Source organism: Streptomyces sp. A01 (assembly GCF_059026195.1).
Map to the genome: position 1 here is coordinate 181408 of NZ_JBWLKN010000011.1, position 24495 is coordinate 205902.

The following is a 24495-nucleotide window of genomic DNA, read 5'->3' on the forward strand; positions in this document are numbered from 1 at the left end:
TTGAACTCAGACCTGGTGCTTGAGGATGTAGCTGGCCGCGTCGCCGACCGTCTTGAGGTTCTTGACGTCATCGTCGGGGATCTTGACGTCGAAGCGCTCTTCAGCGGCGACGACGACCTCGACCATGGACAGCGAGTCGACGTCCAGGTCATCGGTGAAGGACTTGTCCAGCTGGACGTCCTCGGCCGGGATTCCGGCGATCTCGTTCACGATCTCGGCGAGACCGGCGAGGATCTCTTCCTGAGTGGCGGCCATGATGGCGCTCTCCTTCGATTTGTGCGGTGAGGTACGCAGCGCCGACTGACCCGGGCTGCGTGATCTTGGTAGATCCGGGGGTTGATCGTACGGACTAGGGGAGGGTAACGACCGTAGCTGCGTAGACGAGACCCGCCCCGAAGCCGATGAGAAGAGCGGTGTCGCCGCTCTTCGCCTGCCCGGTCGCCAACAGCCGCTCCATAGCGAGCGGGATGGAGGCTGCCGAGGTGTTGCCGGTGGTCTCCACATCGCGGGCTACCGTGACGTGCTCCGGCAGCTTGAGGGTCTTGACCATGGAGTCGATGATCCGCATGTTGGCCTGGTGCGGGATGAAGACGTCGAGGTCCTCGGCGTCCACCCCGGCCCGGTCCAGGGCCTCCTGGGCGACCTTCGCCATCTCGTAGACGGCCCAGCGGAAGACCGCCTGGCCCTCCTGCGTGATGGCCGGGTAGCGCAGGTCGCTGACGTCGGTGGCGTCGCGGAAGATCTCCCACGACTCGGTCTGCTTGATGGTGTCGGACTTGTCACCCTCCGAACCCCACACGGTGGGGCCGATGCAGGGCTCGTTGGCGGGGCCGACGACGATGGCGCCGGCGCCGTCACCGAAGAGGAAGGCCGTCGCGCGGTCCGACAGGTCGGTGAGGTCGGACAGCCGCTCCACGCCGAGCACCAGCACGTACTCCGCGCTGCCGTCGGCCACGAGCCCTTTGGCGAGGGTCAGGCCGTAGCCGAACCCGGCGCACCCGGCGGAGATGTCGAAGGCGGCGGGCTTGCCCGTGCCGAGGCGGTGCGCGATCTCGGTGGCGATGGCCGGGGTCTGCTTGAAGTGCGAGACGGTCGAGACGATCACGGCACCGATCTGGTCCGGGGTGATACCGGCGGCGGCGATGGCCTTGCCGCCCGCTTCGACCGACATGGCGGCCACGGTCTCCTCGGGACCGGCCCAGTGCCGGGTGGCGATGCCCGAGCGGGACCTGATCCACTCGTCGGAGGAGTCGATGTGCTTGAGGATCTCCTCGTTGGGCACCACACGGGTCGGGCGGTAACCGCCGACGCCGAGGATGCGCGCGTACGGGGAGCCCTTGGCGGGCTTGATCTTCGACGTCATGCTCTGGGGACTCCTATTCGGCCGGGGGAGCCGGGATGGCGGCGTACTCGGCGATCAGTTCGCGGGCCGCCGTGAGGTCGTCCGGCGTCTTGAGAGCCAGCGTCCGCACCCCCGGCAGCGCCCGCTTGGCGAGCCCGACGAGCGTGCCCGCCGGAGCCACCTCGATCAGCGCCGTCACACCCAGCTGCTTGAAGGTCTCCATGCACAGGTCCCAGCGGACCGGGCTGGAGACCTGCGCGACGAGACGCTGGACGATCTCGGCGCCGGTGGTGACCGGCTGACCGTCCAGGTTGGAGACGTAGCGGGTGCGCGGGTCGTCGACGCTGACGCCCGCCACCAGTGACTCCAGCGTGGAGACCGCCGGGGCCATGTGCGAGGTGTGGAACGCGCCCGCCACCTTCAGGGCGAGCACCTTGCGGACGCCCTCGGGCTTGTCCTCGGCCAGCGCGGCAAGCTGCTCGGCGCTGCCCGCGGCGACGATCTGACCGGCGCCGTTGATGTTCGCCGGAGTCAGGCCGAGCTTGTCGAGGTGGGCGACGACCTCATCCGGGTCGCCGCCGAGGACCGCCGACATACCGGTGTCGGAGACGGCGGCGGCCTGCGCCATCGCAAGGCCGCGCTGGCGCACCAGCACCAGAGCCGTCTCAGGGGAGAGCACACCGCTGACGGCGGCGGCGGTCAGTTCACCGACGCTGTGGCCGGCGGTCACGTCGAAGGGACCGGGCAGGGCGGCCGCACCGGGCTGCCCCGGCTCGCCGAGCAGCGCCTGCGCGGAGACCAGACCCGCGGCGACCAGCAGCGGCTGCGCCACAGCCGTATCGCGGATCGCGTCCTCGTCGGCCTGGGTCCCGTAGTGAATCAGGTCCAGGCCGGACACGGCCGACCACCAGGTCAGGCGTTCGGTGACGCCGGGGAGGTCGAGCCAAGGAGTCAGGAAGCCGGGCTTTTGAGCACCCTGGCCGGGAGCGACGAGTACGAGCACTCTCACACTCTCTCTTGTGAGGGCCCCTGCCCGCCCGTGGGGACAGGGACGAAGAACCGTCTAGGGAATTGTGGGGCTTCGACAAAACGGAAGGGTCACGCTCCGGCGTCTGCCAGACGCCCCAGAATCAGGGCGATCCGGAGCGTGAAGGCTGACCGTACGTCGGATGGCGACCACCCGGTGACGTCGGTCACACGTCGCAGCCGGTAGCGCACGGTGTTGGGGTGGACGAACAGCATCCGGGCGGCGCCCTCCAGGCTGCTCGCCTGTTCCAGGTAGACGCTCAGCGTTTCCAGCAGCGCCGAGCCCGCCTCACCCAGAGGTCTGTAGATCTCCTCCACCAGCTGTTCACGAGCGGCGGGGTCGCCCGCCATCGCGCGTTCGGGCAGGAGATCGTCCGCCAGAACCGGCCGCGGGGCGTCCGGCCACGCCGGGCTCGCCTTCAGCCCGGCGGCGGCCGCCGCCGCCGAGCGGGTCGCCGAGAGCAGGTCGTTCATCACCGGGCCCGCGACGACGGGCCCGGCGGCGAACGGCCCGATCAGCGCCTTCGCCGTCTGGAGCGGGTTGTCCGAGCCGCCCGCGATGACCACCAGACGCTCGCCGAGCACCCCGGTCAGCACCTGCACCTTGGCATGCCGGGCGGCGCGCCGGATGGCCTCGACCGTCAGCTCGCTGTTGCCGTTGGGCGCCGTGCCGAGCACCACGCACACCGACTCGGGCGCGGTCCAGCCGAGCGCCGCCGCCCGGGACAGCGCGCCCTCGTCCGCCTCGCCGGACAGGACCGCGTTGACGACCAGCGACTCCAGCCGGGCGTCCCAGGCGCCGCGCGCCTCAGCGGCCTGCGCGTAGACCTGCGCGGTCGCGAAGGCGATCTCCCGCGCGTAGACCAGGACCGCCTCGCGCAGCACCGACTCGTCGCCGGGGGCCGCCACCTCGTCGATGGCGGACTCCATGACCTCGATGGTCGTACGGACCATCTCCACGGTCTGCCGCAGGGTGATCGCCCGGGTCAGCTCGCGCGGCGCGGTGCCGAACACGTCGGTGCTGATCGCCTGCGGAGTCTCCGGATGCCGGAACCACTCGGTGAACGCCGCGATACCGGCCTGCGCGACCAGACCGATCCACGAACGGTTCTCAGGTGGCATCGCGCGGTACCACGGCAGCTGCTCATCCATGCGGGCGATGGCGACCGCCGCCAGCTTGCCGGAGGACTTCTCCAGTCGGCGAAGGGTGGCGGGATGCGGGTGCGGGGTGGCGGAGGCGGGTTCAGGCACGAGGACAAGCCTGCCTTATCGGGTGGGGTGCACGGGGGCATGGGGTACCGGCTCGGGCTACCGTGGGCCGATGACGTGGGTGCAGCGGGCCGGTGAGCGATATCGGGGCGGCGCGGAACCGGGGATCGAGACCTGGCACGCCTTCTCCTTCTCGGGCTTCTACGACCCGGACAATGTGCGGTTCTGGCTGCTGGCGGCCTGCAACGAGGAACACCTCGCGCCCGGCGCCGGATTCGCTGAGCATCCCCACCGCGACCTGGAGATCGTCACCTGGGTGATCGAGGGGGAGCTCACCCACGAGGACTCCACCGGCCGCCGGACGGTTGTCAGGCCAGGCGATGTTCAACGGCTGAGCGCCGGGAGCGGCGCCAGGCACACCGAGCGGAACGCGGGCCGCACACCGCTGCGCTTCGTCCAGATGTGGCTGACGCCCGCCACCTGGGGCGGCGAACCGGAGTACGAGGTGGTGCGCGGCATCGCGGACGCCACCCCGTACGCGCTGGCGCGCACCGAGGCGGTCCTCCACGTCCGGCGGCTCGCCGACGGCGAGCGCACCGCGCTGCCGGACGCGCCCGCCCTCTACGTGCACGTGGTGCGCGGCGAGGTGCGGCTGGCGGGCGAGACGCTCGGCCCCGGCGACGCCGGGCGGCTCGACGAGCGCACCGGCCTGCAAGCACAGGCGCGCGGCGACGCCGAATTCCTGGTGTGGGAGATGCACGCCGAGCCGGACTACGGCTACTGACCTCCGGCTATCGCGCGCGGCCGGCACCGCCGGCCAGCTCGCCGAGCACCGCGTCCGTGAACACGGGCCAGCCCTCGACGGCCCACGGCCCGAACGGGCGGTCGGTCAGCGCCACACACGCCGCCCCCGCCGCCGGATCGACCCACAGGAACGTGCCGGACTGCCCGAAGTGGCCGAAGGTGCGCGGCGAGGAAGCGGAGCCCGTCCAGTGCGGGGACTTCGCGCCCCGGATCTCCATGCCCAGACCCCAGTCGTTCGGCTTCTGGTGCCCGTAACCGGGCAGCACACCGGTCAGCCCGGGGAAGACCACCGACGTCGCCTCGCTCAGCGTCCCGGGAGAGACCAGGCGCGGGCGCTGGAGCTCGGCGGCGAACCGGATCAGGTCGGCGACGGTCGAGACGGCGTCCTTGGCGGGGGAGCCCGGCAGCTCGCTGTCCGCCATGCCGAGCGGCTCGAAGACCGCCTGCCGCAGATACTCGGGGAACGGGATGTCGGTGGCCTTGGCGATGTGGTCGCCGAGGACCTCGAAGCCCGCGTTGGAGTACAAGCGGCGCTCGCCGGGCCCGGCCATCGTGCGATGCTCGTCGAAGGCGAGCCCGGAGGCGTGCGCCAGCAGATGGCGCACCGTGGACCCGGCGGGCCCGGCCGCCTCGTCCAGCTCGATGGCGCCCTCTTCGACGGCGACCAGCGCCGCGTAGGCGGCCAGCGGCTTGGTGACCGAAGCGAGCGGGAACCGCCGCCCGGCCGGGCCATGTGACCCGGCGACCGTTCCGTCGGCGCGTACGACGGCGGCGGCCGCCGTGGGGGCGGGCCAGTTCTCGATCATCCGCAGGCTCTCCATGGCAGCGAGCCTAACGCGGCCGGGCCTGACCCCGGAGGGGCCGAGGGCAGGTCAGGGGGCGGGGCGGGGCGGTGCGCGGAGCGCCTGATGACGGGGAGTGACGGGGGATGACGGGGCGGTACGTCAAGACGCACTCAAATATCCGCTTGCTTGGAGTGCACTCCAGCTCTCTAGCGTTGAGGGCATCGCGAGGGAACGAACCTGCGAAGGGTGGACAGCATGACCGTGATGGACAGCGTGATCGCCGAGACAAGGCCCAGCCTGTGCATCGGGCCCGTGGCGCATCCGCGTCCCGACGGGCAGGACCAGTACACGATCAGCGAGGTCGTCGCGGCGACCGGACTGAGTGCGCACACCCTGCGCTGGTACGAGCGGATCGGGCTGATGCCCCACGTGGACCGGTCGCACACCGGGCAGCGCCGCTACAGCAATCGCGACCTGAACTGGCTCGACCTCGTGGGCAAGCTGCGGCTGACCGGCATGCCGGTCGCGGACATGGTCCGCTACGCCGAGCTGGTCCGTGAGGGAAAGCACACCTTCCCCCAGCGCGAGGAACTGCTGACCGCGCACCGGGAGGACGTACGCCAGCGGATCGCCGAGCTGCGGAGCACGCTCGCCGTCCTCGACTACAAGATCGATATCTATGCTGACGCCCGGCGGGCGTCGGAGAGGGCCTGAAGGCTATGAGCACCGACAAGATCGCGACCGTTGGACTGGGCAAGGGCGGACCCCGGGTCGGCGTGCAGGGCCTGGGCTGCATGGGCATGACCCACTCGTACGGGCCGACGGATGAGGCCGAGGCGCGGGCCACGCTGGAGCGGGCGCTGGAACTGGGCGTCACCCTGTTCGACACGGCCGACATCTACGGCTTCGGCCTGAACGAGAAGTTCATCGCCCCGTTCGTCCAGGCCCACCGGGACGAGATCACGCTGGCCACCAAGTTCGCGATCGTACGGCGCGAGGAGGACCCCTCGTTCCAGGAGATCCGCAACGACCGCGCGTACATCCGGCAGTCCATCGAGGGCAGCCTGCGCCGCCTCGGCGTCGACCACGTCGACCTCTACTACATGCACCGGCGCAACCTGGACGTGCCGATCGAGGAGACCGTCGGCGCCATGGCCGAGCTGGTCACCGAGGGCAAGGTCAAGCACCTGGGGCTGAGCGAGGTCTCCGGCAACGAGCTGCGCGCCGCGCAGGGCGTGCACCCGATCGCGGCGGTGCAGTCCGAGTGGTCGCTGTTCAGCCGGGACGTCGAGGAGGGCGTGGTGAGCGCCGCCAAGGAGCTCGGCGTCACCTTCGTCCCGTACTCGCCGCTCGGCCGCGGCTTCCTCACCGGCTCCTTCGTCAACGCCGACCAGGAACTGGGCAGCGACGACTGGCGCCGCACCCAGCCCCGCTTCACCGGCGACAACGCGGCCGCCAACGCGGCGCTGCTTGAGCCGGTACGGAAGATCGCGGCGGCTCACGAGGCGAGCCTGGGCCAGATCGCGCTGGCCTGGGTCCAGCAGCGGGCCGACGTGCACGGTCTTCCCGTGGTCCCGATCCCCGGCACCCGCAAGCGCACGCGCATCGAGGAGAACACGGCGGCCACCCGCATCGTGCTCGGCGCGGAGGAACTGGCGGAGCTTGAGCCCATCGCGGGCCAGGTCGCCGGTGGCCGCTACGCGGACATGACCTTCACGTCGGTCGGCCGGGCGTAACCGCTGGCGCTCAGCTGGGGGAGCCTCTGCCCATGGGTCGCCCTCTGCGGGTGTGTTGTGGCCGGTCGCGCAGTTCCTCGCGCCCCTGAGGGGGTGCGCCCAAGGGGACGGGGAGGGAGCCGCGCGGACCCGGCGAGGAGCGCGGTGACCGTCGTGTGGAACAGGCGGCGGACGAAGGCCACGGCGAGGAGTACCCGCCGTGGCCTTCGCGCCGTGTCGCCGCCGGGGCGTGGACTCAGACCAGGTCAGCGCGGCACTTGGTGGCGTCCTCGGGCTCGCTGCCGGAGTCGACCGCGCAGCGGACGCCGCCGAAGTCGCCGAGGGTGACCCGGGCGAAGTTGCGCAGCGACTCCGTCCCCGGCGCGAAGTAGCCGGTGTGGCCCTCGGCCCGGGCGGTGGACAGCACCCGGGCGCCGAACCCGCTGGAGGCGGGGTCCGCGCCGTGCCCCAGGCCGAACAGCTCGATGTGGGGCACGTTGCCGATCCAGTCGGAGCCGTCCTTCGCCGCCCAGACCCGGGCGCCGGTGTGGAGACCGGCGGCGCTGTTCGTCCGCATCCCCGGGCTGCCGAGGACGACCAGGTCGGCCACCTCGCCGCCGTCGAGCCGGGACGCGGCGAGCCCGCAGACGACGGAGCCGTAGCTGTGGCACAGCACGGTGGGCGCGGCGGCGGGCGCCCCCTCGGCGGCGGCGAGCCCGCCCAGGAACCGGTCGAGCCGAGGCGCGCCCGCCGCCGCCAGGCGGCCGGTGGCGGCGTCGGGGCCGAGGCCGACCGGCGTCGAGTAGCCCGTCCAGGAGATCACGGCGGTGCCGGTCGACGGGGCCTGCCGCGCGAGTTCGGCACGCAGCGACTTCGCCATGCCGACCGGTGTCCCGTACGGCTCGGCGCCCTCGTCACCGGCGTTCCCGCCACCGGCGTCCTGCCCGGTGTACGCACCGAGGTCGATGTCCGACCCCGGCACGATCACCGCTGCGCGCCGGGCGGTCGTCAAGTCCCCGTAGACCTCGGCGATCTGGCCCCGGTCGCGTGGATCGAAGGCGAGGATGTGCCGGTCGCCTTCGAGCAGCGTGGCGTACTGCCCGGCCCGTTCGCGCGCCAGTTCACGGGTCCGCCCGGTCAGGCCGGTATCGGCGGCGCGGGCCAGCTCCTTGCCGCGTTCCGCCGTCAGCGCCCGGGAGTTGGCCTCGTAACGCAGCCGTACGGGCGCACCGTCCAGGTTCCCCACGACCAGCGGGTGCCTGGCGGCGAGCGACCGCTGCCGCGCCGGGTCGAGTCCGGCGAAGAAGCGGGCGACGGCGGTGGGCGAGGCGTTCGCCGGGTCGGGCCGTTCGCGACCGAGGGAGTGGTCGGCACGCCAGGCGGCGGCGCCGGGTGGCGGGCCGGTGATGGCGGGCTGGGTGTGCCCGACCGCCCATCCCGCGCTCCCCGCGACGGCGGTGACCGCGAGCGCCGCGGCGACGAGCGTGCGCTTGCCGCTGCCACGCCGCCTCTTGAAGAGCGCGAACCGCAGCCCCATGATGACCTTCTCCCTCGTCCGGAGGCTCGCCTTGTGGCGGCCTGGCGGAGGGAAGGTAAGAAGCGGACGGGTGAGGCGGCGTCACCCCACGGAGCCAACTCCCGGGTGGTACCGGGGTATCGCCGGGTGATACCGCAGTAGGGGGGCGGGGAAGCCAGGCGTGTCAGCAGCGGGCGGGGCACCGTGCTTCCGTGCGCGGCGCGCGGGCGCACGGCGGGCCAGACGCACGCATCGAGCGCTGATACCGAGCGCCGTGACCGCGCGCCGGTCACGGCCCGCCGGTCGACTGATCGCCGGTCAAGGTCGACTGCCTGCCGGTCACCGCGTGCCGGGGGCCACCAGCCCTGACTCGTACGCGAAGATCACGGCCTGGGCGCGGTCGCGCAGCCCGAGCTTGGCCAGCACCCGGCCGATGTGGGTCTTGACCGTCTGCTCGGCGAGGATGAGTGAGGCGGCGATCTCCGTGTTGGACAGGCCGCGCGCGATCAGCTCAAGCACCTCGGTCTCGCGGGGTGTGAGCCCGGCGAGGCGCAGCGCGGGGTCCTTGCGGGGCGCCGGGCGCTGCCGGGCGAAGTCGGCGATCAGGCGCCGGGTCACCGAAGGGGCGAGCAGCGCTTCCCCGGCCGCCACCACGCGCACGGCGGAGATCAGGTCGGCGGGCGGCGCGTCCTTGAGCAGGAAGCCGCTGGCACCCGCGCGCAGCGCCTCGTACACGTAGTCGTCCACGTCGAACGTCGTCAGCATCAGCACCTTGGGCAAGTGGGTCACGCCGGGCGGCGGGGACAGCAGTTGCCGGGCCGCCTCCAGGCCGTCCATCTCGGGCATGCGCACGTCCATCAGCACCACGTCGGGGTGGGTGCGGCGGCTGACCTCGACGCCCTGCCGCCCGTCCGGGGCCTCGCCGACGACGTCGATGTCGCTCTGCGCGGCGAGCAGCGCGGCGAAGCCCGCCCGCACCATGGCCTGGTCGTCGACAATGATCACCCGGGTCGTCATGGGGCTGTGGGGTCCTTCTTCTCTGGGGAGTGGCCGGCGTCAGCGGACGGGGGGACGTGGTGAGCGGGACCGAAGGCGCCGTCAGCCGTGGCGGACCCGGGTGGGCCGATGGGCAGCCGGGCGGCGACCCGGAAGCCGCCGTCGGGCAGCGGGCCCGTGTCCAGCGCACCGCCCACGAGCCGGACGCGCTCCCGCATGCCCACCAGGCCGTGGCCGGTCCCTGCGGTCTCCAGCGGCTGGTTCGCGGGCTGAGCCGGCGCGTAGTTGATGACGAGCACATTGAGATCGCTGCCCGTGGCGGTGAGGGAGACGTGGGTGGCGGCGCCCGGCGCGTGCCGCACCACGTTGGCCAGGGCCTCCTGCACGATGCGGTACGCGGACAGATCCACGGCCTGCGGAAGCCGGCCGAGGCGGTGCACGGCGTCGGAGATCTCCCACTCGACCGGCACCCCGGCCCTGACGGTCGCCTCGACGAGCTGCGGCACCCGGTCGATGCCCGGCTGCGGGGACCGTTCCGCGCTGCCGTGCGCGCCCGCCTGCCCGTCGTTGCGGAGCACACCGAGCAGGCGGCGCATCTCGGTCAGCGAGTCACGCGCGGTGGCGGCGATGGTGCCGAACTCCTCCTGTGCCGCGGGCGAGAGCCCCTCGATGCGGTACGGGGCGCTGTCGGCCTGCACGGTGATCACCGACATGTGGTGGGCGACCACGTCGTGCAGCTCCCGCGCGATCCTGGCCCGCTCCTCAAGCAGCGTGCGCCGGGAGCGCTCCGCCTCGCTGATCGTCTCCTGCTCCGCCAGCCGCCGCTGCGCGTCGCCGCGTTCCCCCAGTGCGCCGCCGATGAGGAGGGCGACGCCGGACAGGACGAACAGCAGGACGGGGGAGCCGTCGCTGCGGTCCTGCGAGACCAGTTCGAAGATCAGCCCGGCGGCCCCGGTCAGCAGCCAGACCGTGACCAGCGTGGGCCGCTTCTCGCGAAGGCCGAGAGCGAGTGACAGCAGCACGTATCCGCCGATCGCGCCCGGAGTCCACGGCCAGCCGTGGTCGTCGACACGCGGCGCGGCCAGCAGGGTGAACGCGCCCACGACATGGGCGGGAAAGATGATCCACCACGCCTGGAGCGGCCGGGTCACGCTGAGCAGCAGCGGAATGGTCTGGGCCGTCGCGAGCGCTCCGGCGAGCGCCCCTGGCTGCCCGTACTCGGTGGTGAGCACCGTGATGGTGGTGCCCAGCAGGATGACCGTGAGGGCGGCGGTGAGCAGGAACTGCAAGCGGCGCGGCCAGCGGCGCTCGGCGGGCCCGAGCCGCAGCGTGGCGGGGTCCACCGGGGTCCCCAGGTCGTGCACGACGCCACGCAGCGCGCGCCGCGCGGTGTGCACGGGGTTCTGCCGTGGCGGCTGCGGCGGCCTCGGGGGCGGTGGGGGCGGCGTGGTGGGCATGACGTCCCCAGCCTAGGCGTGCGCCGCGGGCGCCACGTCATACCGGAGGGCTGGGCCGCAGGTCATACCTGGGTAGGGGGTCGTGGCTCCCCGGCGCCGCGTGCGCCAAGACGCGTCCCGCACGCTCCCCGCAGGGTGCTTCCCGCACGGCTCGCGCCGACAGCGGACCAGCCGGACTTCCGGGTTCCGCGGGGACCGGGTCCGCGGGGACCGCGACCGCGGACGGGACCCTCCCGCACGGCCCCGTCCCGACCCTCCGGCGCTGACCTGCCCGGTACGCACCGCTCCCGGACGGACTCTCCGGCGCCGACCCGCCCGGCACGGGCCTGGAGCAGGCCCGCACGGGGTTCCCGGAGCCGCGGGCCGGTACGGCTCCGGGGCGGCCCCCGGAGCCCGGTGTGCCGGCTACAGCTCCGCCAGCAGCTCCGCCTTCTTCGCGGTGAACTCGTCGTCGGTCAGCAGACCGGACTGGTGCAGCTCGCCGAGGTGGCGGATGCGGTCGGCGATGTCGGCCGGGTCGGGCCGGGCGCCCGATGGCTTCTCCTCGGCGACCCCGGAGTGCTGGGCGCCGCGCCGGGTCAGGCCCAGGGGCCCGTCGACCGGTGCGGTGGCCCGTACGGCCTCCAGGACGGCGGCGGCGAACGGCAGCGAGTCGTGGACGAGGCCGTAGCCCATACCGAAGACGACCGCGGCCGGGTCCTGATCGGCCTCGCCAGGCTGGTCGCCGTCGGCTCCGCGCGCGATCAGCCGCAGGTGGCCGTTGAACACCTCGGGCGAACGCCACTCGACACCGGACAGCTCGGCGACCGAGAAGCGCTGGTCACCCGCCTTCCATTTGGCGGAGGACGCCCCGGTCCAAAACCAGCGGAAGGCCACGGCCGTCCCGTCGAAGGACGCCTTGCCGTCGTACGCCTTGAAGGTCAGCGGCGGCGCGGGCGCCGCCACCAGATAGGTGTCGGCGGGTGTCTTCGCCTCGGGGCCCAGGACCGCTCGTATCTCGTCGGCGTAGTACTCGGCGAGCGTCTCCCGCTCGGCTGGGAGCACCAGCCGGTACGGATCGCACCCCTCCTTCAGTTGCCCGTCCGCCGCTTCCATCAGCGGATCGGCGCCGGGTCGCGGCACCGCGCGCAGCGCCACTGTTCCGCGCTTGCCAGGAGTCAGCTCGACGCCTGCCAACGCCTCGTAGGGGACGCGGCGTTCGCCGAGTGCCTGGAGCAGCTTCGGCGTACGAATCCCCCGTTCGAAGCGGATGAGCACGGAGTCGGTGTCGAACTCCCAGACCGTGTGAAAACCGGCCAGCACATCACCCATGTGGCTCATCGTATGTGGCGGTCGCCCGCCCGTCCCCCCTTGGTGCGCTACGCGCGTCAAACCTCTATTCGGCATGCGGCGGCCCCCAGTCCTGCTCGGTGCTCAGCCGAGCCCCGTCGTGCAGGCGTCTCCGTGATCGCAGCTCACTGACGCGAACGCGCCGACGCCGACCTTGGCGAAGTTGGTGAGGCTTGTGGTGCCCGGTTCGAAGTAGCCGGCGTGGCCTGCGGCCCCGTCGGCGGACATCACCCGCGCTCCGAAGCCGGAGGAGACCGGATCGGCGCCGTGCCCGAGCCCGGCGACGTCGAGGTGCGGCACGTCGGCGATCCAGTCCCCGTTGTCCCGTGTCGCCCAGACCCGCGCCCGGGTGCGCAGGTCGGAGGCGTGGTCGGCGCGCATGCCGGGACTGCCGGAGACGGCGATGTCGGTGACGCTGCGCGGCAGGTCGTGGGCGGCCACCCCGCAGACCACGGAGCCGTAGCTGTGGCAGAACAGCGAGACCGTGGAGCGGGTGGGCAGGCCGCTGAGGGTGGCCCGCAGCCGGTCCGCCCCGGCCCTCGCGCGGCTGCCGGTGGCGGCGTCGATGCCGATGCCCGCGGGGCTGGTGTAATCCGCCCAGGCGATCACGGCGGTCTTCGCCTTCGGCTGGGCCGTCCGCTCGGCGGCGTACAGCGAGCGGGCCATGCCGACCGGTGCGGCGTTCTCGTGGTCGGTCCGCTCGAACGTCAGGAGGTTGGTGTCCACACCGGGCACCACGACCGACACCCGCTTCGCCTTGCCGAGGTCCCCGAACACCTCGGCCGCCCGCCCCGCTCCCGAGGGGTCGAACGCCAGGATCTGGCGCCCCGTGCCGAGCAGCGACTCGAACCGGTGCATGCGGCGGCTCGCTTCCTTCTGCCCCAGCGGAGTGAGCCGGTCGTCGTGCGTGCGCTCGCGCTCCACCAGCCTGGCGTCGTTGAGCGCGAGCCGGTTCGCCTGGTAGCGCAGAGCGACGGGGGCGCCGTTGAGGTTGCCGACGGCCAGCGGGTAGCGCTGGACGAGGCGGCCGAGCTGGGCCCCGGTGAGCGAGTCAAAGAACCGCGCCAGGCGGCGCGGCGGGGAGTCCGGGTCCGGGAGGGCACGTCCGCTGATGGTGCCCTTCCGCCAGTCGGCAAAGGAGACGCTCAGCGGGTCACCGGTGGCTCTGTGGCTTCTGATGGCCGTCCAGCCGGTGGTGGCGAGCAGCACGAAAACCACGGCCAGCGCGAGGAGCGTGCGCCATGCGGTAGCCGTGTGAGCCCATGACAGCGAAAAGGGGGAGCCAAGCTCCGGGAAGGAAGTCACCACGCAACACCCTAGGAGACGGGGGGCGGCGCTCGCCAAAACGGGTGAGCCATCTCACGATTAAATACGGACATTTGAGTGCACTTGGTTGGGTTGATGGCGCTGTTCTCGCGGAATTCGGCGGGGATTCTGACGGGATTCGTCCGCTGGTGCGGTGTGTGCCCCTCTGCGCCCCTCAACTTCCGTACGTCCCGCGCTTCCTCTGCGTCCGTACATCCCGTACACCTCGCACATCCCGCACGTACGGGCCCTCGCGCTTCCGCACGCCCCCGCAGATCCCCGTACGCCCCGCTGCTCCCTCAGCCCCGCTGGTCGCGCTCGTCTCGCTGCTCCCGCGCGGCGGGCCCGGCGGGCCGACGCGCCTCCGCGGGGCCGTGCCAGTCCCCGGCGAGCGCCGGGCCGAGGCCGTCCAGATAGGACTCCGTGAGCCAGCGCAGCGCTTCGACCGTCCAGTCCTCGCCCTCGCTCCAGACCATTCCCGACACCCGCATCACTCCGCCGAACGCGGCGACGATGACGCGCGGTCGCGGATCGGTGTCCATGTCCACGCCTTCGCGGCGGGCGATCTCCCGGGCGAGCCGTTCCTCCAGCTCGGCGAAACGGCGCAGATGGACGGCGAGCAGTGCCGGGGTGGACTCGATCATCCGGTACGTGCGCAGGTGGAGATCGAGCGGGACGATTTCCTGGATGGCCTCGTTGATGCTGTCCCAGGCGGTGAGGACGCCATTGCGCAGGGCGGTCAGCGGCGCCTCGTGGGCGGGCCGGTCGAGCACGGCGGAGTAGAAGTGAGCCTCCACCAGATCCTGTACGGCGAAGGCGACTTCCTCCTTGTTCGCGAAGTAGCGGAAGAAGGTGCGCTGCGAGACATCGACGGCGTCGGCGATCTCGTCCACCGTCGTGTCGTCATATCCCCGCTCGGTGAAGAGTTCCAGCGCCGAGCGCACCAGGGCGTCGCGGGTCCGCTGCTTCTTGCGCTGGCGCAAGCCGGTCGGTGGTGCCACGTACTCCGTCATCACCTTTCCGGTCTCTCCCTGGCCACGGGGGCTCCGGCCGGTCCGGCTCGGGCGGCTCAGGATACTCGGAGGCTATATGGCAGCCACCAGCTGTTGAACATGTTTGTCAATTGTCAGAGGCTGACATTAATCTCCTCGTATGACTTCTCGGACCACCGTCGCCGACGCGGCGCCGGAGAACCCTGGACCGGAGCCCCGCCGGGGGCTGCGGGGGCATCCGTGGCTGACTCTCATATCCGTCGCGATCGGCGTCATGATGGTCGCCCTGGACGGCACGATCGTCGCCATCGCCAACCCCGCCATCCAGCAGGACCTCGGCGCCTCGCTCGCCGACGTGCAATGGATCACCAACGGCTATCTGCTCGCCCTGGCTGTCGCGCTGATCACGGCGGGCAAGCTCGGCGACCGCTTCGGCCACCGGCAGACCTTCCTGGTCGGCGTCGGGGGATTCGCCGCCGCCTCAGCGGCCATCGGCTTCTCCGGCGACGTCTCGGCGGTCGTGGCCTTCCGCGTACTCCAGGGCCTGTTCGGCGCCCTGCTCATGCCGGCCGCGCTCGGCCTGCTGCGCGCGACGTTCCCGGCCGAGAAGCTGAACATGGCGATCGGCATCTGGGGCATGGTCATCGGCGCGTCCACGGCGGGCGGCCCGATCGTCGGCGGCCTGCTCGTCGAGCACGTGAACTGGCAGTCGGTCTTCTTCGTCAACGTGCCGGTCGGCGTCATCGCGCTCGTCATCGGCCTGGTGATCCTCAGGGACCACCGGGCGGAGAACGCCCCGCGCTCCTTCGACGTGCCCGGCATCGTGCTGCTCTCCGCCGCGATGTTCTTTCTCATCTGGTCGCTCATCAAGGCCCCCGAGTGGGGCTGGGGCGACACCACGACGCTGTTCTTCCTCGGCCTCGCCCTCGTGACCTTCCTGGTCTTCGCGCTCTGGGAGACCCGCGCCAAGGAACCTCTGCTGCCGCTCGCGCTGTTCAGGTCCGTGCCCCTGTCCGCCGGTACGGTCTTGATGATCCTCATGGCCTTCGGCTTCATGGGCGGCCTCTTCTTCGTGACCTTCTACCTCCAGAACGTGCACGGCATGAGCCCGGTCGACAGCGGCCTGCACCTGCTGCCGCTGACCGCGATGATGATCATCGCTTCCCCGGCCGCCGGAGCGCTGATCACGAAGGTCGGACCGCGCGTCCCGCTGGTCGGCGCCATGGTGCTGACCGCTGTCGCGCTGTACGGCTTGTCGACCCTGGAGGCGGGCTCGGGGACCGGCCCGATGTCCCTGTGGTTCGCGATGCTCGGCATGGGACTCGCGCCCGTGATGGTCGGCGCGACGGAGGTCATCGTGGGCAACGCGCCACTGGAGCTCTCGGGCGTCGCCGGTGGCCTCCAGCAGGCCGCCATGCAGGTCGGCGGAAGCCTCGGCACGGCCGTGCTCGGCGCCGTGATGGCCGCGAGGGTCGACAACGACCTCCCTGGCAACTGGGCCGACGCCAAGCTGGCGCCCGGTTCCGAGCACGAGATGGGCAAGGCGGCCGACGCGGTCGCCGTCGGGCTCCCGCCCGTGGACAAGCAGAACCCGCCGCCGCCGGAGATCACCGAGAAGATCACCCACGTCGCCCACGAGACGTTCATGTCCGGCATGGGCCTCTCGTTCACCGTCGCCGCCATCGTGGCCGCGCTGGCGGCCGGCGTCGCCGTGTTCACCAAGCGCGGCAGCAACGCGGAGGCGGCGGCGGGCTCGGCACACGTTTGAGGGAGCGCGCGGCCCCTCGGACCGCGCTGGGAGCGCCGGGAACGCGCGGGCGCGGCCCCGGCCGCCTCCGCTGAACCCCGGCTCCCGCCCCCGCCGGACCTGGCTCGGTCCCCCGCCGGGAGCCGTGCCCGGCGGCTGCCCGCCGCCGGCTCCCGCGCCGCTGCCTCCGGCGCCGGGCGGGGCGGCGTCAACCTCGCGTATCGACGGCCCCGCCGGGCTCAAACCGGCGGGGCTGTCCCCTATCCGGGTCGAGTGCCGGGCGGGCCCTTGGCGCGGTGTCGCGCGGCCCAGCAGGCTGCGGTCACGAGGGGGCGGACCGGCGACGGCCCGGCTTCCCGGAGGCGGGCCCGCCCGGTGCGTCCCGCCCGACCGACTGAACACCAACGACCGAACGACCACACACGGGGAGTGATGGCCATGCGCATGATCATGACGACGGTGGCAGCCGCAGGGGTGCTGGCGGCCGCGGCGGTGGCCCTGGCGCCACCGCAGGCGACGGCCGGGCAGCCGGGGGCGTCCGGTGCGACGCCTGCGGCCCAGGCCGGGGCGAAGGGGCGGCTCGGCGAGTGCGCGGCGGGCCAGCTGTGCCTGTGGGAGCGTTCGCACTTCACGGGGCCCCGCCATGCCTACGAGCTGTCCGGGACCGACATCGAAAGCTGCGTCCCGCTTCCGGCGGGCGCGACGGCCGCCTCGCTGGCGAACCGGACGGGGCGGCCGGTCACGACGTACCAGAGCGCCGAGTGCCAGGAGACGGGCGAGTACGACACGTATCCGGGGCAGGGCACGTGGGCTCCGGAGTCGCCGTACCAGATCCGGGCGATCAAGATCTGGGAACGCTGACCCGCAGGAAGCCGACCGGGGACGCCCGCACGAAGCCGGCAGCCGGGAAGCCGGCAGCCGCGCAGAGGCACAGGCCGCGACAAACAGCCACCTGGCGACGGCGGAGCGGGTGACGAAAGACGGCACGAAAGACGGCTGGGCCCGGACCAGAAAGGTCCGGGCCCAGCCGTCTCACCCTCAGCCGGTCAAGGCTCAGCGCCGCGTCACGCGTCGCCGCCCGCCGCGCCCGGGTCCGCGGCGGCGGCGTCCAGGAGCTGGTAGCGGTCGATGGCCTGCTTCAGGGCCGAGCGGTCGACCTTGCCCTGCTTCGCGAGCTCGGTGAGCACACCGAGGACGATCGACTGGGCGTCGATGTTGAAGAAGCGGCGAGCCGCCCCACGGGTGTCGGCGAAGCCGAAACCGTCGGCACCCAGCGACTGGTAGGCGCCGGGCACCCAGCGCGCGATCTGGTCGGGAACGGCGCGCATCCAGTCGGAGACGGCCACGAACGGGCCCTCGGCACCGGAGAGCTGCCGCGTCACATACGGGACGCGCTGCTCCTCTTCCGGGTGAAGCAGGTTGTACTCCTCCACCTCGACGGCGTCGCGGCGCAGCTCGTTCCAGGAGGTGGCCGACCAGACATCCGCCCGGACGTTCCACTCCTCGGCGAGGACGCGCTGGGCCTCGACCGCCCACGGCACCGCCACACCGGACGCGAGGATCTGCGCCGGGATGGCGCCCTTGTCGCCGTTCTTGAAGCGGTAGACACCCTTGAGGATGCCCTCGATGTCCACGTCGGCGGGCTCCGCCGGGTGCTGGATCGGCTCGTTGTAGACGGTGAGGTAGTAGAAGACGTCCTCGCCCACCTGGCCGTCGGCGGTCTCGCCGTACATCCGGCGCAGGCCGTCCCGCACGATGTGCGCGATCTCGTAGCCGAACGCCGGGTCGTACGCGACGACGGCCGGGTTGGTCGAGGCGAGCAGCTGCGAGTGGCCGTCGGCGTGCTGGAGGCCCTCACCGGTCAGCGTCGTCCGGCCGGCGGTCGCGCCGAGGACGAAACCGCGCGCGAGCTGGTCGGCCATCTGCCAGAACTGGTCGCCAGTGCGCTGGAAACCGAACATCGAGTAGAAGACGTAGACCGGGATCAGCGGCTCGCCGTGCGTGGCGTAGGCCGAGCCCGCCGCGATCAGCGAGGCCGTGCAGCCCGCCTCCGAGATGCCGTCGTGCAGCATCTGGCCGGTCGGCGACTCCTTGTACGCGAGGAGCAGGTCGCGGTCCACGGCCTCGTACTGCTGGCCCAGCGGGTTGTAGATCTTCGCCGAGGGGAAGAACGCGTCCATGCCGAACGTGCGGTACTCGTCGGGGGCGATCAGCACGAAGCGCTTGCCGATCTCCTTGTCCCGCATGAGGTCCTTCAGGACCCGCACGAACGCCATGGTCGTGGCGATCGACTGCTGGCCGGAGCCCTTCCTGGCCGCCGCGTAGGTCTTCTCCTCGGGCAGCGGAAGGGGCTTCGCGCGCACGACACGGGTCGGCACATAGCCGCCGAGGCCGTGGCGGCGGTCGTGCATGTACTGGATTTCCTCGGAGTCGCGGCCCGGGTGGTAGTACGGAGGCAGCCCCGACTCCAGCTCCTTGTCCGCGATCGGCAGGTGCAGCCGGTCCCGGAAGCGCTTGAGATCCTCGACCGTGAGCTTCTTCATCTGGTGGGTCGCGTTGCGGCCCTCGAAGTTCGGCCCGAGGGTCCAGCCCTTGACGGTCTGGGCGAGGATCACCGTCGGCTGGCCCTTGTGCTCCTTGGCCGCCGCGTACGCCGCGTAGATCTTCTTGTGGTCGTGACCACCGCGGCCCAGGTGCAGGATCTGGTCGTCGGTCATGTTCTCGACCATGGCGCGCAGCCGGTGGTCGCCGCTGAAGAAGTGGTCCCGGATGTACGCGCCGGTCTCCGTGGCGTACGTCTGGAACTGGCCGTCCGGGGTGGTGTTGAGCTTGTTGACCAGCACGCCGTCGCGGTCCTGCGCGAGCAGCGGGTCCCAGCTGCGGTCCCACACCAGCTTGATCACGTTCCAGCCGGCGCCGCGGAACTGCGACTCCAGCTCCTGCATGACCTTGCCGTTGCCGCGCACCGGGCCGTCGAGCCGCTGGAGGTTGCAGTTGACGACGAAGGTGAGGTTGTCCAGGCCCTCGCGGGCGGCGATGGACAGCTGGCCGAGCGACTCCGGCTCGTCCATCTCGCCGTCGCCGAGGTACGCCCACACGTGCGACTTGGAGGTGTCGGCGATGCCGCGCGCCTCCATGTAGCGGTTCATCCGCGCCTGGTAGATCGCCCCGAGCGGGCCGAGGCCCATGGAGACGGTCGGGAACTCCCAGAAGTCCGGCATCAGCCGCGGGTGCGGGTAGCTGGAGAGGCCGTACGGCGCCTTCGACTTCTCCTGGCGGAAGGCGTCGAGGTGGTGCTCGTTCAGCCGGTCCAGGAGGAACGCGCGGGCGTAGATGCCGGGCGACGCGTGGCCCTGGAAGAAGATCTGGTCGCCGCCGTCGCCCTCGTCCTTGCCCCGGAAGAAGTGGTTGAAGCCCACGTCGTAGAGGGAGGCGGAAGAGGCGAAGGTGGCGATGTGGCCGCCGACGCCGATACCGGGGCGCTGCGCGCGGGAGACCATGACGGCCGCGTTCCAGCGGGTCGCGTTCAGGACCTTGCGCTCGATCTCCTCGTTGCCGGGGAAGAACGGCTCGTCCTTGGTCGCGATCGTGTTCACGTAGTCCGTGCTGCGCATCTCGGGCACGGCTACCCGCTTCTCACGGGCTCGCTCGATCAGGCGGAGCATCAGATAGCGGGCCCGTTCCCGGCCTCGCTCATCGACGGCTGCGTCGAGCGAGTCGAGCCATTCCTGGGTCTCTTCGGGATCGAAGTCCGGGACCTGGCTGGGAAGGCCGCCAATGATGATCGGGTTGCGATCTGATCCGGAAGCCACGCTGTTCCTTCACTGTTCGGGTCGTGTCGTGCTCTGCACGCGAATGATGCTGCGCACGCGCGGGTCGGTTACCTGTCCCTCGGGTATCGCGCCGTCCTCCATCGTGTACCGCGGAAACCGGATACGTCATCTCTACCGGGTGGTAACCACCACGGGGTGAGACGGGAAGGCGCTGAGAGACCCGTCGGCTGGCGACGGCCAAATCGCAACCTTACGCCCCCTATGGGAGTCCCTTGTGTACGGCCGTTCGGGCCCCGGTGGCCTAAGGTGGCCGAATAACTTCACAAGCCGGGCAAATGCCTGTGCTCTGGATCACTGCGCCCTGTGGCGTCTGATGGGGAGTGCGGCGAGCCTCCCCCTTCACTCCGTATGCTCCGCATAACGCCGTATGGGGGCGGCCCCACGCGTTTGGGCGGGATCGGTGGCCGGGTACTTGCGCGAACAGCCCGGCCCGTGTGGACTACGCCCAATGCCCCGCGCCCGCGCGGGGCGATCAAGACAATTTCTGCAGGATGACAGGAGGCAATCCGTGAGCGCGACCGCGGACCACGCGGAGGAGCGGACCAACCCGGCCGCCAGGCTGGGTTTCGAGCCCGGGCAGGTGGTCCAGGAGATCGGCTACGACGACGACGTCGAGCAGGAGCTGCGTGAAGCCATCGAGGAGCTCACCGGTACCGAGCTCGTCGACGAGGAATACGGTGATGTGGCCGATGCCGTGGTGCTGTGGTTCCGAGAGGACGACGGCGACCTGACCGACGCGCTCGTGGATGCCATCACCATGATCGACGAAGGCGCCCCGGTCTGGCTGATGACCCCCAAGACCGGTCGCGACGGGTATGTGGAGCCCAGCGACATCGGTGAGGCGGCGCAGACCGCCGGTCTGTCCCAGACCAAGAGCATCAACGCGGGCAAGGACTGGAGCGGGAGCCGCCTGGTCACCCCGAAGTCGGCTCGTTCAAGCAAGCGCTGAGGTCGCTCGGCAGCACCCGTGTGAGAGCCCCCCTCCGACGACGTTCGGGCGGGGGCTCTGCGCGTAGGGTGGTCGCGATCTGTTGAGCTTCCTTCGAAGGGATATCTCCCCGTGGCTGTCGTGGTCGGTACGAAGGCCCCCGAATTCGCGTTGAAGAACCAGCATGGCGAGCAGGTCACGCTCTCCCAGTTCCGCGGCAAGAAGAATGTCGTGCTGCTCTTCTACCCCTTCGCCTTCACCGGCGTCTGCACGGGCGAGCTGTGCGCGCTCCGCGATGAGCTGCCGACGTTCGTGAACGACGATGTGCAGCTGCTCGCCGTCTCCAATGACTCGCCGTTCAGCCTGCGCGTCTTCGCCGAGCAGGAGAACCTCGGTTACCCGCTGCTCTCCGACTTCTGGCCGCACGGCGAGGCGTCGCGCGCTTACGGCGTCTTCGACGAGGAGAAGGGCTGCGCGCTGCGCGGCACCTTCGTGATCGACAAGGAGGGTGTGGTGCGCTGGACCGTTGTCAACGGTCTGCCCGACGCCCGTGACCTGGCCGATTACGCGCGGGCGCTCGAAGCGCTCTGACCTGCCCGGTGCGGATGGCGCCCCCGGCGGGCGCGACACCCCCGAAGACCGGCGCACGGTCGTACCGGTCGGAGGGAACCGCTCACTAGGATCGACACGTTGATCCGATGGCAACCGTATGCACGGGGGCACGATGTGCTCCTGACGAAACTCGAATGGGAGGACTCGTGGGAGTCAGCCTCAGCAAGGGCGGCAACGTCTCGCTGACCAAGGAAGCCCCTAACCTGACCGCGGTCATCGTCGGTCTCGGCTGGGACGCCCGTACCACCACGGGCACTGACTTCGACCTTGACGCCAGCGCGCTGCTGGCCAACGCCGAGGGCAAGGTCACCAACGACGGCAACTTCGTCTTCTTCAACAACCTGAAGAGCCCCGACGGGTCCGTCGAGCACACGGGTGACAACATCACCGGTGAGGGCGAGGGCGACGACGAGCAGATCAAGGTCAACCTCGCGGGCGTTCCCGCCGACGTCGACAAGATCGTGTTCCCGGTCTCGATCTACGACGCGGAGACCCGCCAGCAGAGCTTCGGCCAGGTGCGTAACGCGTTCATCCGCGTCGTGAACCAGGCCGACAACGTCGAGCTCGCCCGCTACGACCTGAGCGAGGACGCCTCGACCGAGACCGCGATGGTCTTCGGCGAGCTGTACCGCAGCGGTACGGAGTGGAAGTTCCGCGCCATCGGCCAGGGCTACGCCTCGGGCCTGCGCGGCATCGCCCAGGACTTCGGCGTCAACGTCTGACCGACGCCCCTCAGGCCGTACCGCTCCGGCGCCGCACACCTCCCGACCTTCCGCCGGGGGCCCGCTCATCCCGGGAGTGCGGCGCCGGACGCGTCCCGCGACGCGGCACCCACGGGCGCGGTGCCGGGGGCGGCGCGGTGCCGCCACGCGGTCGCCGGGCCCGGACGCCGGGACGTCCTCGCGGAGCGGCGCGCGGGGAGCGAGCAGAACGAGCGGAACACGCAGTATGAGCAGTACTGGCAGGACCAGCAGAGCGCGCGGTACGAGTAGTGCGGGTGACGCAGTGCGAGTCGTACGAGGCGCCAGATTTCCGGGGAGGACGTAAAAACATGGGCGTAACACTCGCCAAGGGGGGCAATGTCTCCCTCTCGAAGGCCGCGCCGAATCTCACCCAGGTGCTGGTGGGACTGGGCTGGGACGCGCGTTCCACCACGGGAGCGCCGTTCGACCTCGACGCCAGCGCGCTGCTGTGCCAGTCGGGCCGGGTGCTCGGCGATGAGTACTTCGTCTTCTACAACAACCTCAAGAGTCCCGAGGGCTCCGTCGAGCACACGGGCGACAACCTCACCGGCGAGGGCGAGGGTGATGACGAGTCGCTGATCGTGGATCTGTCCAAGGTTCCGGCGAATGTCGACAAGATTATTTTTCCGGTGTCGATCCATGACGCCGACAGCCGGGGCCAGAGCTTCGGGCAGGTGAGCAACGCGTTCATCCGCGTCGTCAACCAGGCGGACGGCAGCGAGTTGGCCCGCTACGACCTCAGCGAGGACGCCTCCAGCGAGACGGCGATGATCTTCGGTGAGGTCTACCGGTACGGGGGAGAGTGGAAGTTCCGTGCCGTGGGTCAGGGGTACGCGTCGGGTCTGCGAGGTATCGCTCTAGACTTCGGGGTCAACGTTTCGTAAAACCGCGCACAAGCGCGCGGGGGACCCTCACACACGATTGGGTGGCCAGTGCTCCTGAGAACCTTCGGCTGGTCCTTCGGCGTCACCGCCGCGGGACTCGCCTGTGCCGCGATCTTCTGGGGCTGGGAGGCGTTCGCCATTGTCGCGATCCTCTCGGTGCTTGAGATCTCGCTGTCCTTCGACAACGCGGTCGTCAACGCCGGTGTGCTGAAGAAGATGAATGCCTTCTGGCAGAAGATCTTCCTCAGTATCGGCATCATCATCGCCGTCTTCGGCATGCGGCTGGTCTTCCCCGTCGTCATTGTGGCCGTCACCGCGCAGCTCGGTCCCATCGAGGCCGTGAAGCTGGCGATGAACGACGCCGACAAGTACGAACAGCTGGTCACCGACGCCCACCCGGCCATTGCCTCCTTCGGTGGCATGTTCCTGCTCATGATCTTCCTCGACTTCATTTTCGATGAGCGTGAGCACCAGTGGATCGGCTGGCTGGAGCGCCCGCTGTCCCGGCTCGGCAAGATCAACGGGTTCTCGGTGTGTGTCGCGCTGATCGGTCTGCTGGTCGTCGCGACCACCATCGCCACCCAGGCCGCCCAGCACAGCGGCGGGCATGTGGACAAGGCGGCCACGGTGATGCTCTCCGGCATCGCCGGTCTGATCACGTATCTCGTCGTCGGCGGGCTCTCGGGACACTTCGAGAACAAGCTGGAGGAAGAGGAAGAACGGGAACACGAGGCCGAGGAAGAGGCCAAGCGGGAGGGCAAGGACCCCACCCTGGTCGGACTCGCCGGCAAGGCCGCGTTCTTCATGTTCCTCTACCTCGAAGTGCTGGACGCCTCCTTCTCGTTCGACGGTGTGATCGGTGCCTTCGCCATCACCAACCACATCTTCTGGATGGCGCTCGGCCTCGGCATCGGCGCGATGTACGTCCGTTCGCTCACCGTCTACCTGGTCCGCCAGGGCACCCTTGACGACTACGTCTACCTGGAGCACGGCGCGCACTACGCGATCGGCGCTCTCGCCGTCCTGCTGATGATCACCATCAAGTGGCACATCCACGAGGTCATCACCGGCCTCATCGGCGTCGGTCTGATCGCTGCTTCCTTCTGGTCCTCCGTTCACCGCAACCGCCGCATCGCGGCGAACGGCGGCGAGGGCCCCGGTGGCTCGAAGGAGAAGTCCGAGGTCTCCTCAGGAGTGTGACCTGGGGCAGGATGAGGGAACGCTCTGAAGGGGGCGGCCGCGAGGGTTCACCTCGCGGCCGCCCCTTCGTTG

22 protein-coding genes are annotated in these 24495 nt (G+C 70.7%); 10 read left to right on the plus strand and 12 right to left on the minus strand.

What is annotated here, in order from left to right:
* Positions 1 to 6: 6 nt before the first annotated feature.
* From AC5P1B_RS17405 to AC5P1B_RS17420, 4 genes are all read right to left on the minus strand, one after another.
* Entirely contained in the window at positions 7 to 255 is a 249-nt protein-coding gene (locus tag AC5P1B_RS17405) for an acyl carrier protein (protein WP_493888107.1), read from the minus strand.
* Between the two features lie 94 nt (positions 256 to 349).
* Positions 350 to 1363, minus strand: a complete 1014-nt coding sequence (locus AC5P1B_RS17410; protein ID WP_493888109.1) for a ketoacyl-ACP synthase III — start codon at positions 1361 to 1363, stop codon at positions 350 to 352.
* Between the two features lie 13 nt (positions 1364 to 1376).
* Positions 1377 to 2345 carry an ACP S-malonyltransferase gene (locus AC5P1B_RS17415; protein ID WP_493888111.1) on the minus strand — a complete coding sequence of 323 codons (969 nt, stop codon included), beginning with the start codon at positions 2343 to 2345 and terminating at the stop codon, positions 1377 to 1379.
* 95 nt (positions 2346 to 2440) lie between these two features.
* A complete protein-coding gene (locus AC5P1B_RS17420; protein WP_493888112.1) occupies positions 2441 to 3619 on the minus strand; it encodes a PucR family transcriptional regulator in 1179 nt (392 codons plus the stop codon).
* A gap of 70 nt (positions 3620 to 3689) precedes the next feature.
* Between AC5P1B_RS17420 and AC5P1B_RS17425 the strand changes: the two genes are divergently transcribed.
* A complete protein-coding gene (locus AC5P1B_RS17425) occupies positions 3690 to 4361 on the plus strand; it encodes a pirin family protein (RefSeq protein ID WP_493888114.1) in 672 nt (223 codons plus the stop codon).
* 7 nt (positions 4362 to 4368) lie between these two features.
* Here AC5P1B_RS17425 and AC5P1B_RS17430 read toward each other — a convergent pair whose 3' ends face one another.
* A complete protein-coding gene (locus AC5P1B_RS17430; RefSeq protein ID WP_493888116.1) occupies positions 4369 to 5202 on the minus strand; it encodes a serine hydrolase domain-containing protein in 834 nt (277 codons plus the stop codon).
* A gap of 228 nt (positions 5203 to 5430) precedes the next feature.
* Between AC5P1B_RS17430 and AC5P1B_RS17435 the strand changes: the two genes are divergently transcribed.
* Both AC5P1B_RS17435 and AC5P1B_RS17440 read left to right on the plus strand, forming a co-directional pair.
* Entirely contained in the window at positions 5431 to 5880 is a 450-nt protein-coding gene (locus tag AC5P1B_RS17435) for a MerR family transcriptional regulator (protein ID WP_493888224.1), read from the plus strand.
* 5 nt (positions 5881 to 5885) lie between these two features.
* The gene (locus AC5P1B_RS17440; protein WP_493888117.1) at positions 5886 to 6902 is read left to right on the plus strand and encodes an aldo/keto reductase; all 1017 of its coding nucleotides are present in this window, start codon (positions 5886 to 5888) and stop codon (positions 6900 to 6902) included.
* A gap of 235 nt (positions 6903 to 7137) precedes the next feature.
* On the opposite strand, the gene AC5P1B_RS17445 is transcribed toward AC5P1B_RS17440, so the two are convergent.
* The 6 genes from AC5P1B_RS17445 to AC5P1B_RS17470 form a co-directional block, all read right to left on the minus strand.
* Positions 7138 to 8418 (minus strand): alpha/beta hydrolase, encoded by a 1281-nt coding sequence (locus AC5P1B_RS17445; RefSeq protein WP_493888119.1) that lies wholly within the window; start codon positions 8416 to 8418, stop codon positions 7138 to 7140.
* A 318-nt stretch (positions 8419 to 8736) separates the two neighbouring features.
* Entirely contained in the window at positions 8737 to 9414 is a 678-nt protein-coding gene (locus AC5P1B_RS17450; protein ID WP_493888121.1) for a response regulator, read from the minus strand.
* The gene (locus AC5P1B_RS17455; RefSeq protein WP_493888123.1) at positions 9411 to 10850 is read right to left on the minus strand and encodes a sensor histidine kinase; all 1440 of its coding nucleotides are present in this window, start codon (positions 10848 to 10850) and stop codon (positions 9411 to 9413) included. The genes AC5P1B_RS17450 and AC5P1B_RS17455 overlap by 4 nt, the downstream gene beginning before the upstream one ends.
* A gap of 405 nt (positions 10851 to 11255) precedes the next feature.
* Positions 11256 to 12161: a DUF4429 domain-containing protein gene (locus AC5P1B_RS17460; protein ID WP_493888125.1), complete on the minus strand. Its 906-nt coding sequence runs from the start codon at positions 12159 to 12161 to the stop codon at positions 11256 to 11258.
* Positions 12162 to 12263: 102 nt separating this feature from the next.
* Entirely contained in the window at positions 12264 to 13484 is a 1221-nt protein-coding gene (locus AC5P1B_RS17465) for an alpha/beta hydrolase (protein WP_493888127.1), read from the minus strand.
* 299 nt (positions 13485 to 13783) lie between these two features.
* The gene (locus AC5P1B_RS17470; protein WP_493888129.1) at positions 13784 to 14497 is read right to left on the minus strand and encodes a TetR/AcrR family transcriptional regulator; all 714 of its coding nucleotides are present in this window, start codon (positions 14495 to 14497) and stop codon (positions 13784 to 13786) included.
* Positions 14498 to 14636: 139 nt separating this feature from the next.
* Between AC5P1B_RS17470 and AC5P1B_RS17475 the strand changes: the two genes are divergently transcribed.
* Both AC5P1B_RS17475 and AC5P1B_RS17480 read left to right on the plus strand, forming a co-directional pair.
* Entirely contained in the window at positions 14637 to 16244 is a 1608-nt protein-coding gene (locus AC5P1B_RS17475; protein WP_493888131.1) for an MFS transporter, read from the plus strand.
* Positions 16245 to 16661: 417 nt separating this feature from the next.
* A complete protein-coding gene (locus tag AC5P1B_RS17480) occupies positions 16662 to 17084 on the plus strand; it encodes a peptidase inhibitor family I36 protein (protein WP_493888133.1) in 423 nt (140 codons plus the stop codon).
* Positions 17085 to 17287: 203 nt separating this feature from the next.
* Here AC5P1B_RS17480 and aceE read toward each other — a convergent pair whose 3' ends face one another.
* Positions 17288 to 20035, minus strand: a complete 2748-nt coding sequence (aceE, locus tag AC5P1B_RS17485; RefSeq protein WP_493888135.1) for a pyruvate dehydrogenase (acetyl-transferring), homodimeric type — start codon at positions 20033 to 20035, stop codon at positions 17288 to 17290.
* A 529-nt stretch (positions 20036 to 20564) separates the two neighbouring features.
* Here aceE and AC5P1B_RS17490 point away from each other — a divergent pair.
* The 5 genes from AC5P1B_RS17490 to AC5P1B_RS17510 all read left to right on the plus strand — a co-directional run bounded on the left by AC5P1B_RS17490 (position 20565) and on the right by AC5P1B_RS17510 (position 24423).
* A complete protein-coding gene (locus AC5P1B_RS17490) occupies positions 20565 to 21005 on the plus strand; it encodes a DUF3052 domain-containing protein (protein ID WP_493888137.1) in 441 nt (146 codons plus the stop codon).
* A gap of 111 nt (positions 21006 to 21116) precedes the next feature.
* A complete protein-coding gene (locus tag AC5P1B_RS17495) occupies positions 21117 to 21575 on the plus strand; it encodes a peroxiredoxin (RefSeq protein WP_493888139.1) in 459 nt (152 codons plus the stop codon).
* Positions 21576 to 21742: 167 nt separating this feature from the next.
* Complete coding sequence (locus AC5P1B_RS17500) at positions 21743 to 22318, plus strand: TerD family protein (protein WP_493888225.1); 576 nt, start codon at positions 21743 to 21745, stop codon at positions 22316 to 22318.
* A 329-nt stretch (positions 22319 to 22647) separates the two neighbouring features.
* Positions 22648 to 23223 (plus strand): TerD family protein, encoded by a 576-nt coding sequence (locus AC5P1B_RS17505; RefSeq protein WP_493888141.1) that lies wholly within the window; start codon positions 22648 to 22650, stop codon positions 23221 to 23223.
* A gap of 48 nt (positions 23224 to 23271) precedes the next feature.
* A complete protein-coding gene (locus tag AC5P1B_RS17510; RefSeq protein ID WP_493888143.1) occupies positions 23272 to 24423 on the plus strand; it encodes a DUF475 domain-containing protein in 1152 nt (383 codons plus the stop codon).
* Positions 24424 to 24495: the final 72 nt, after the last annotated feature.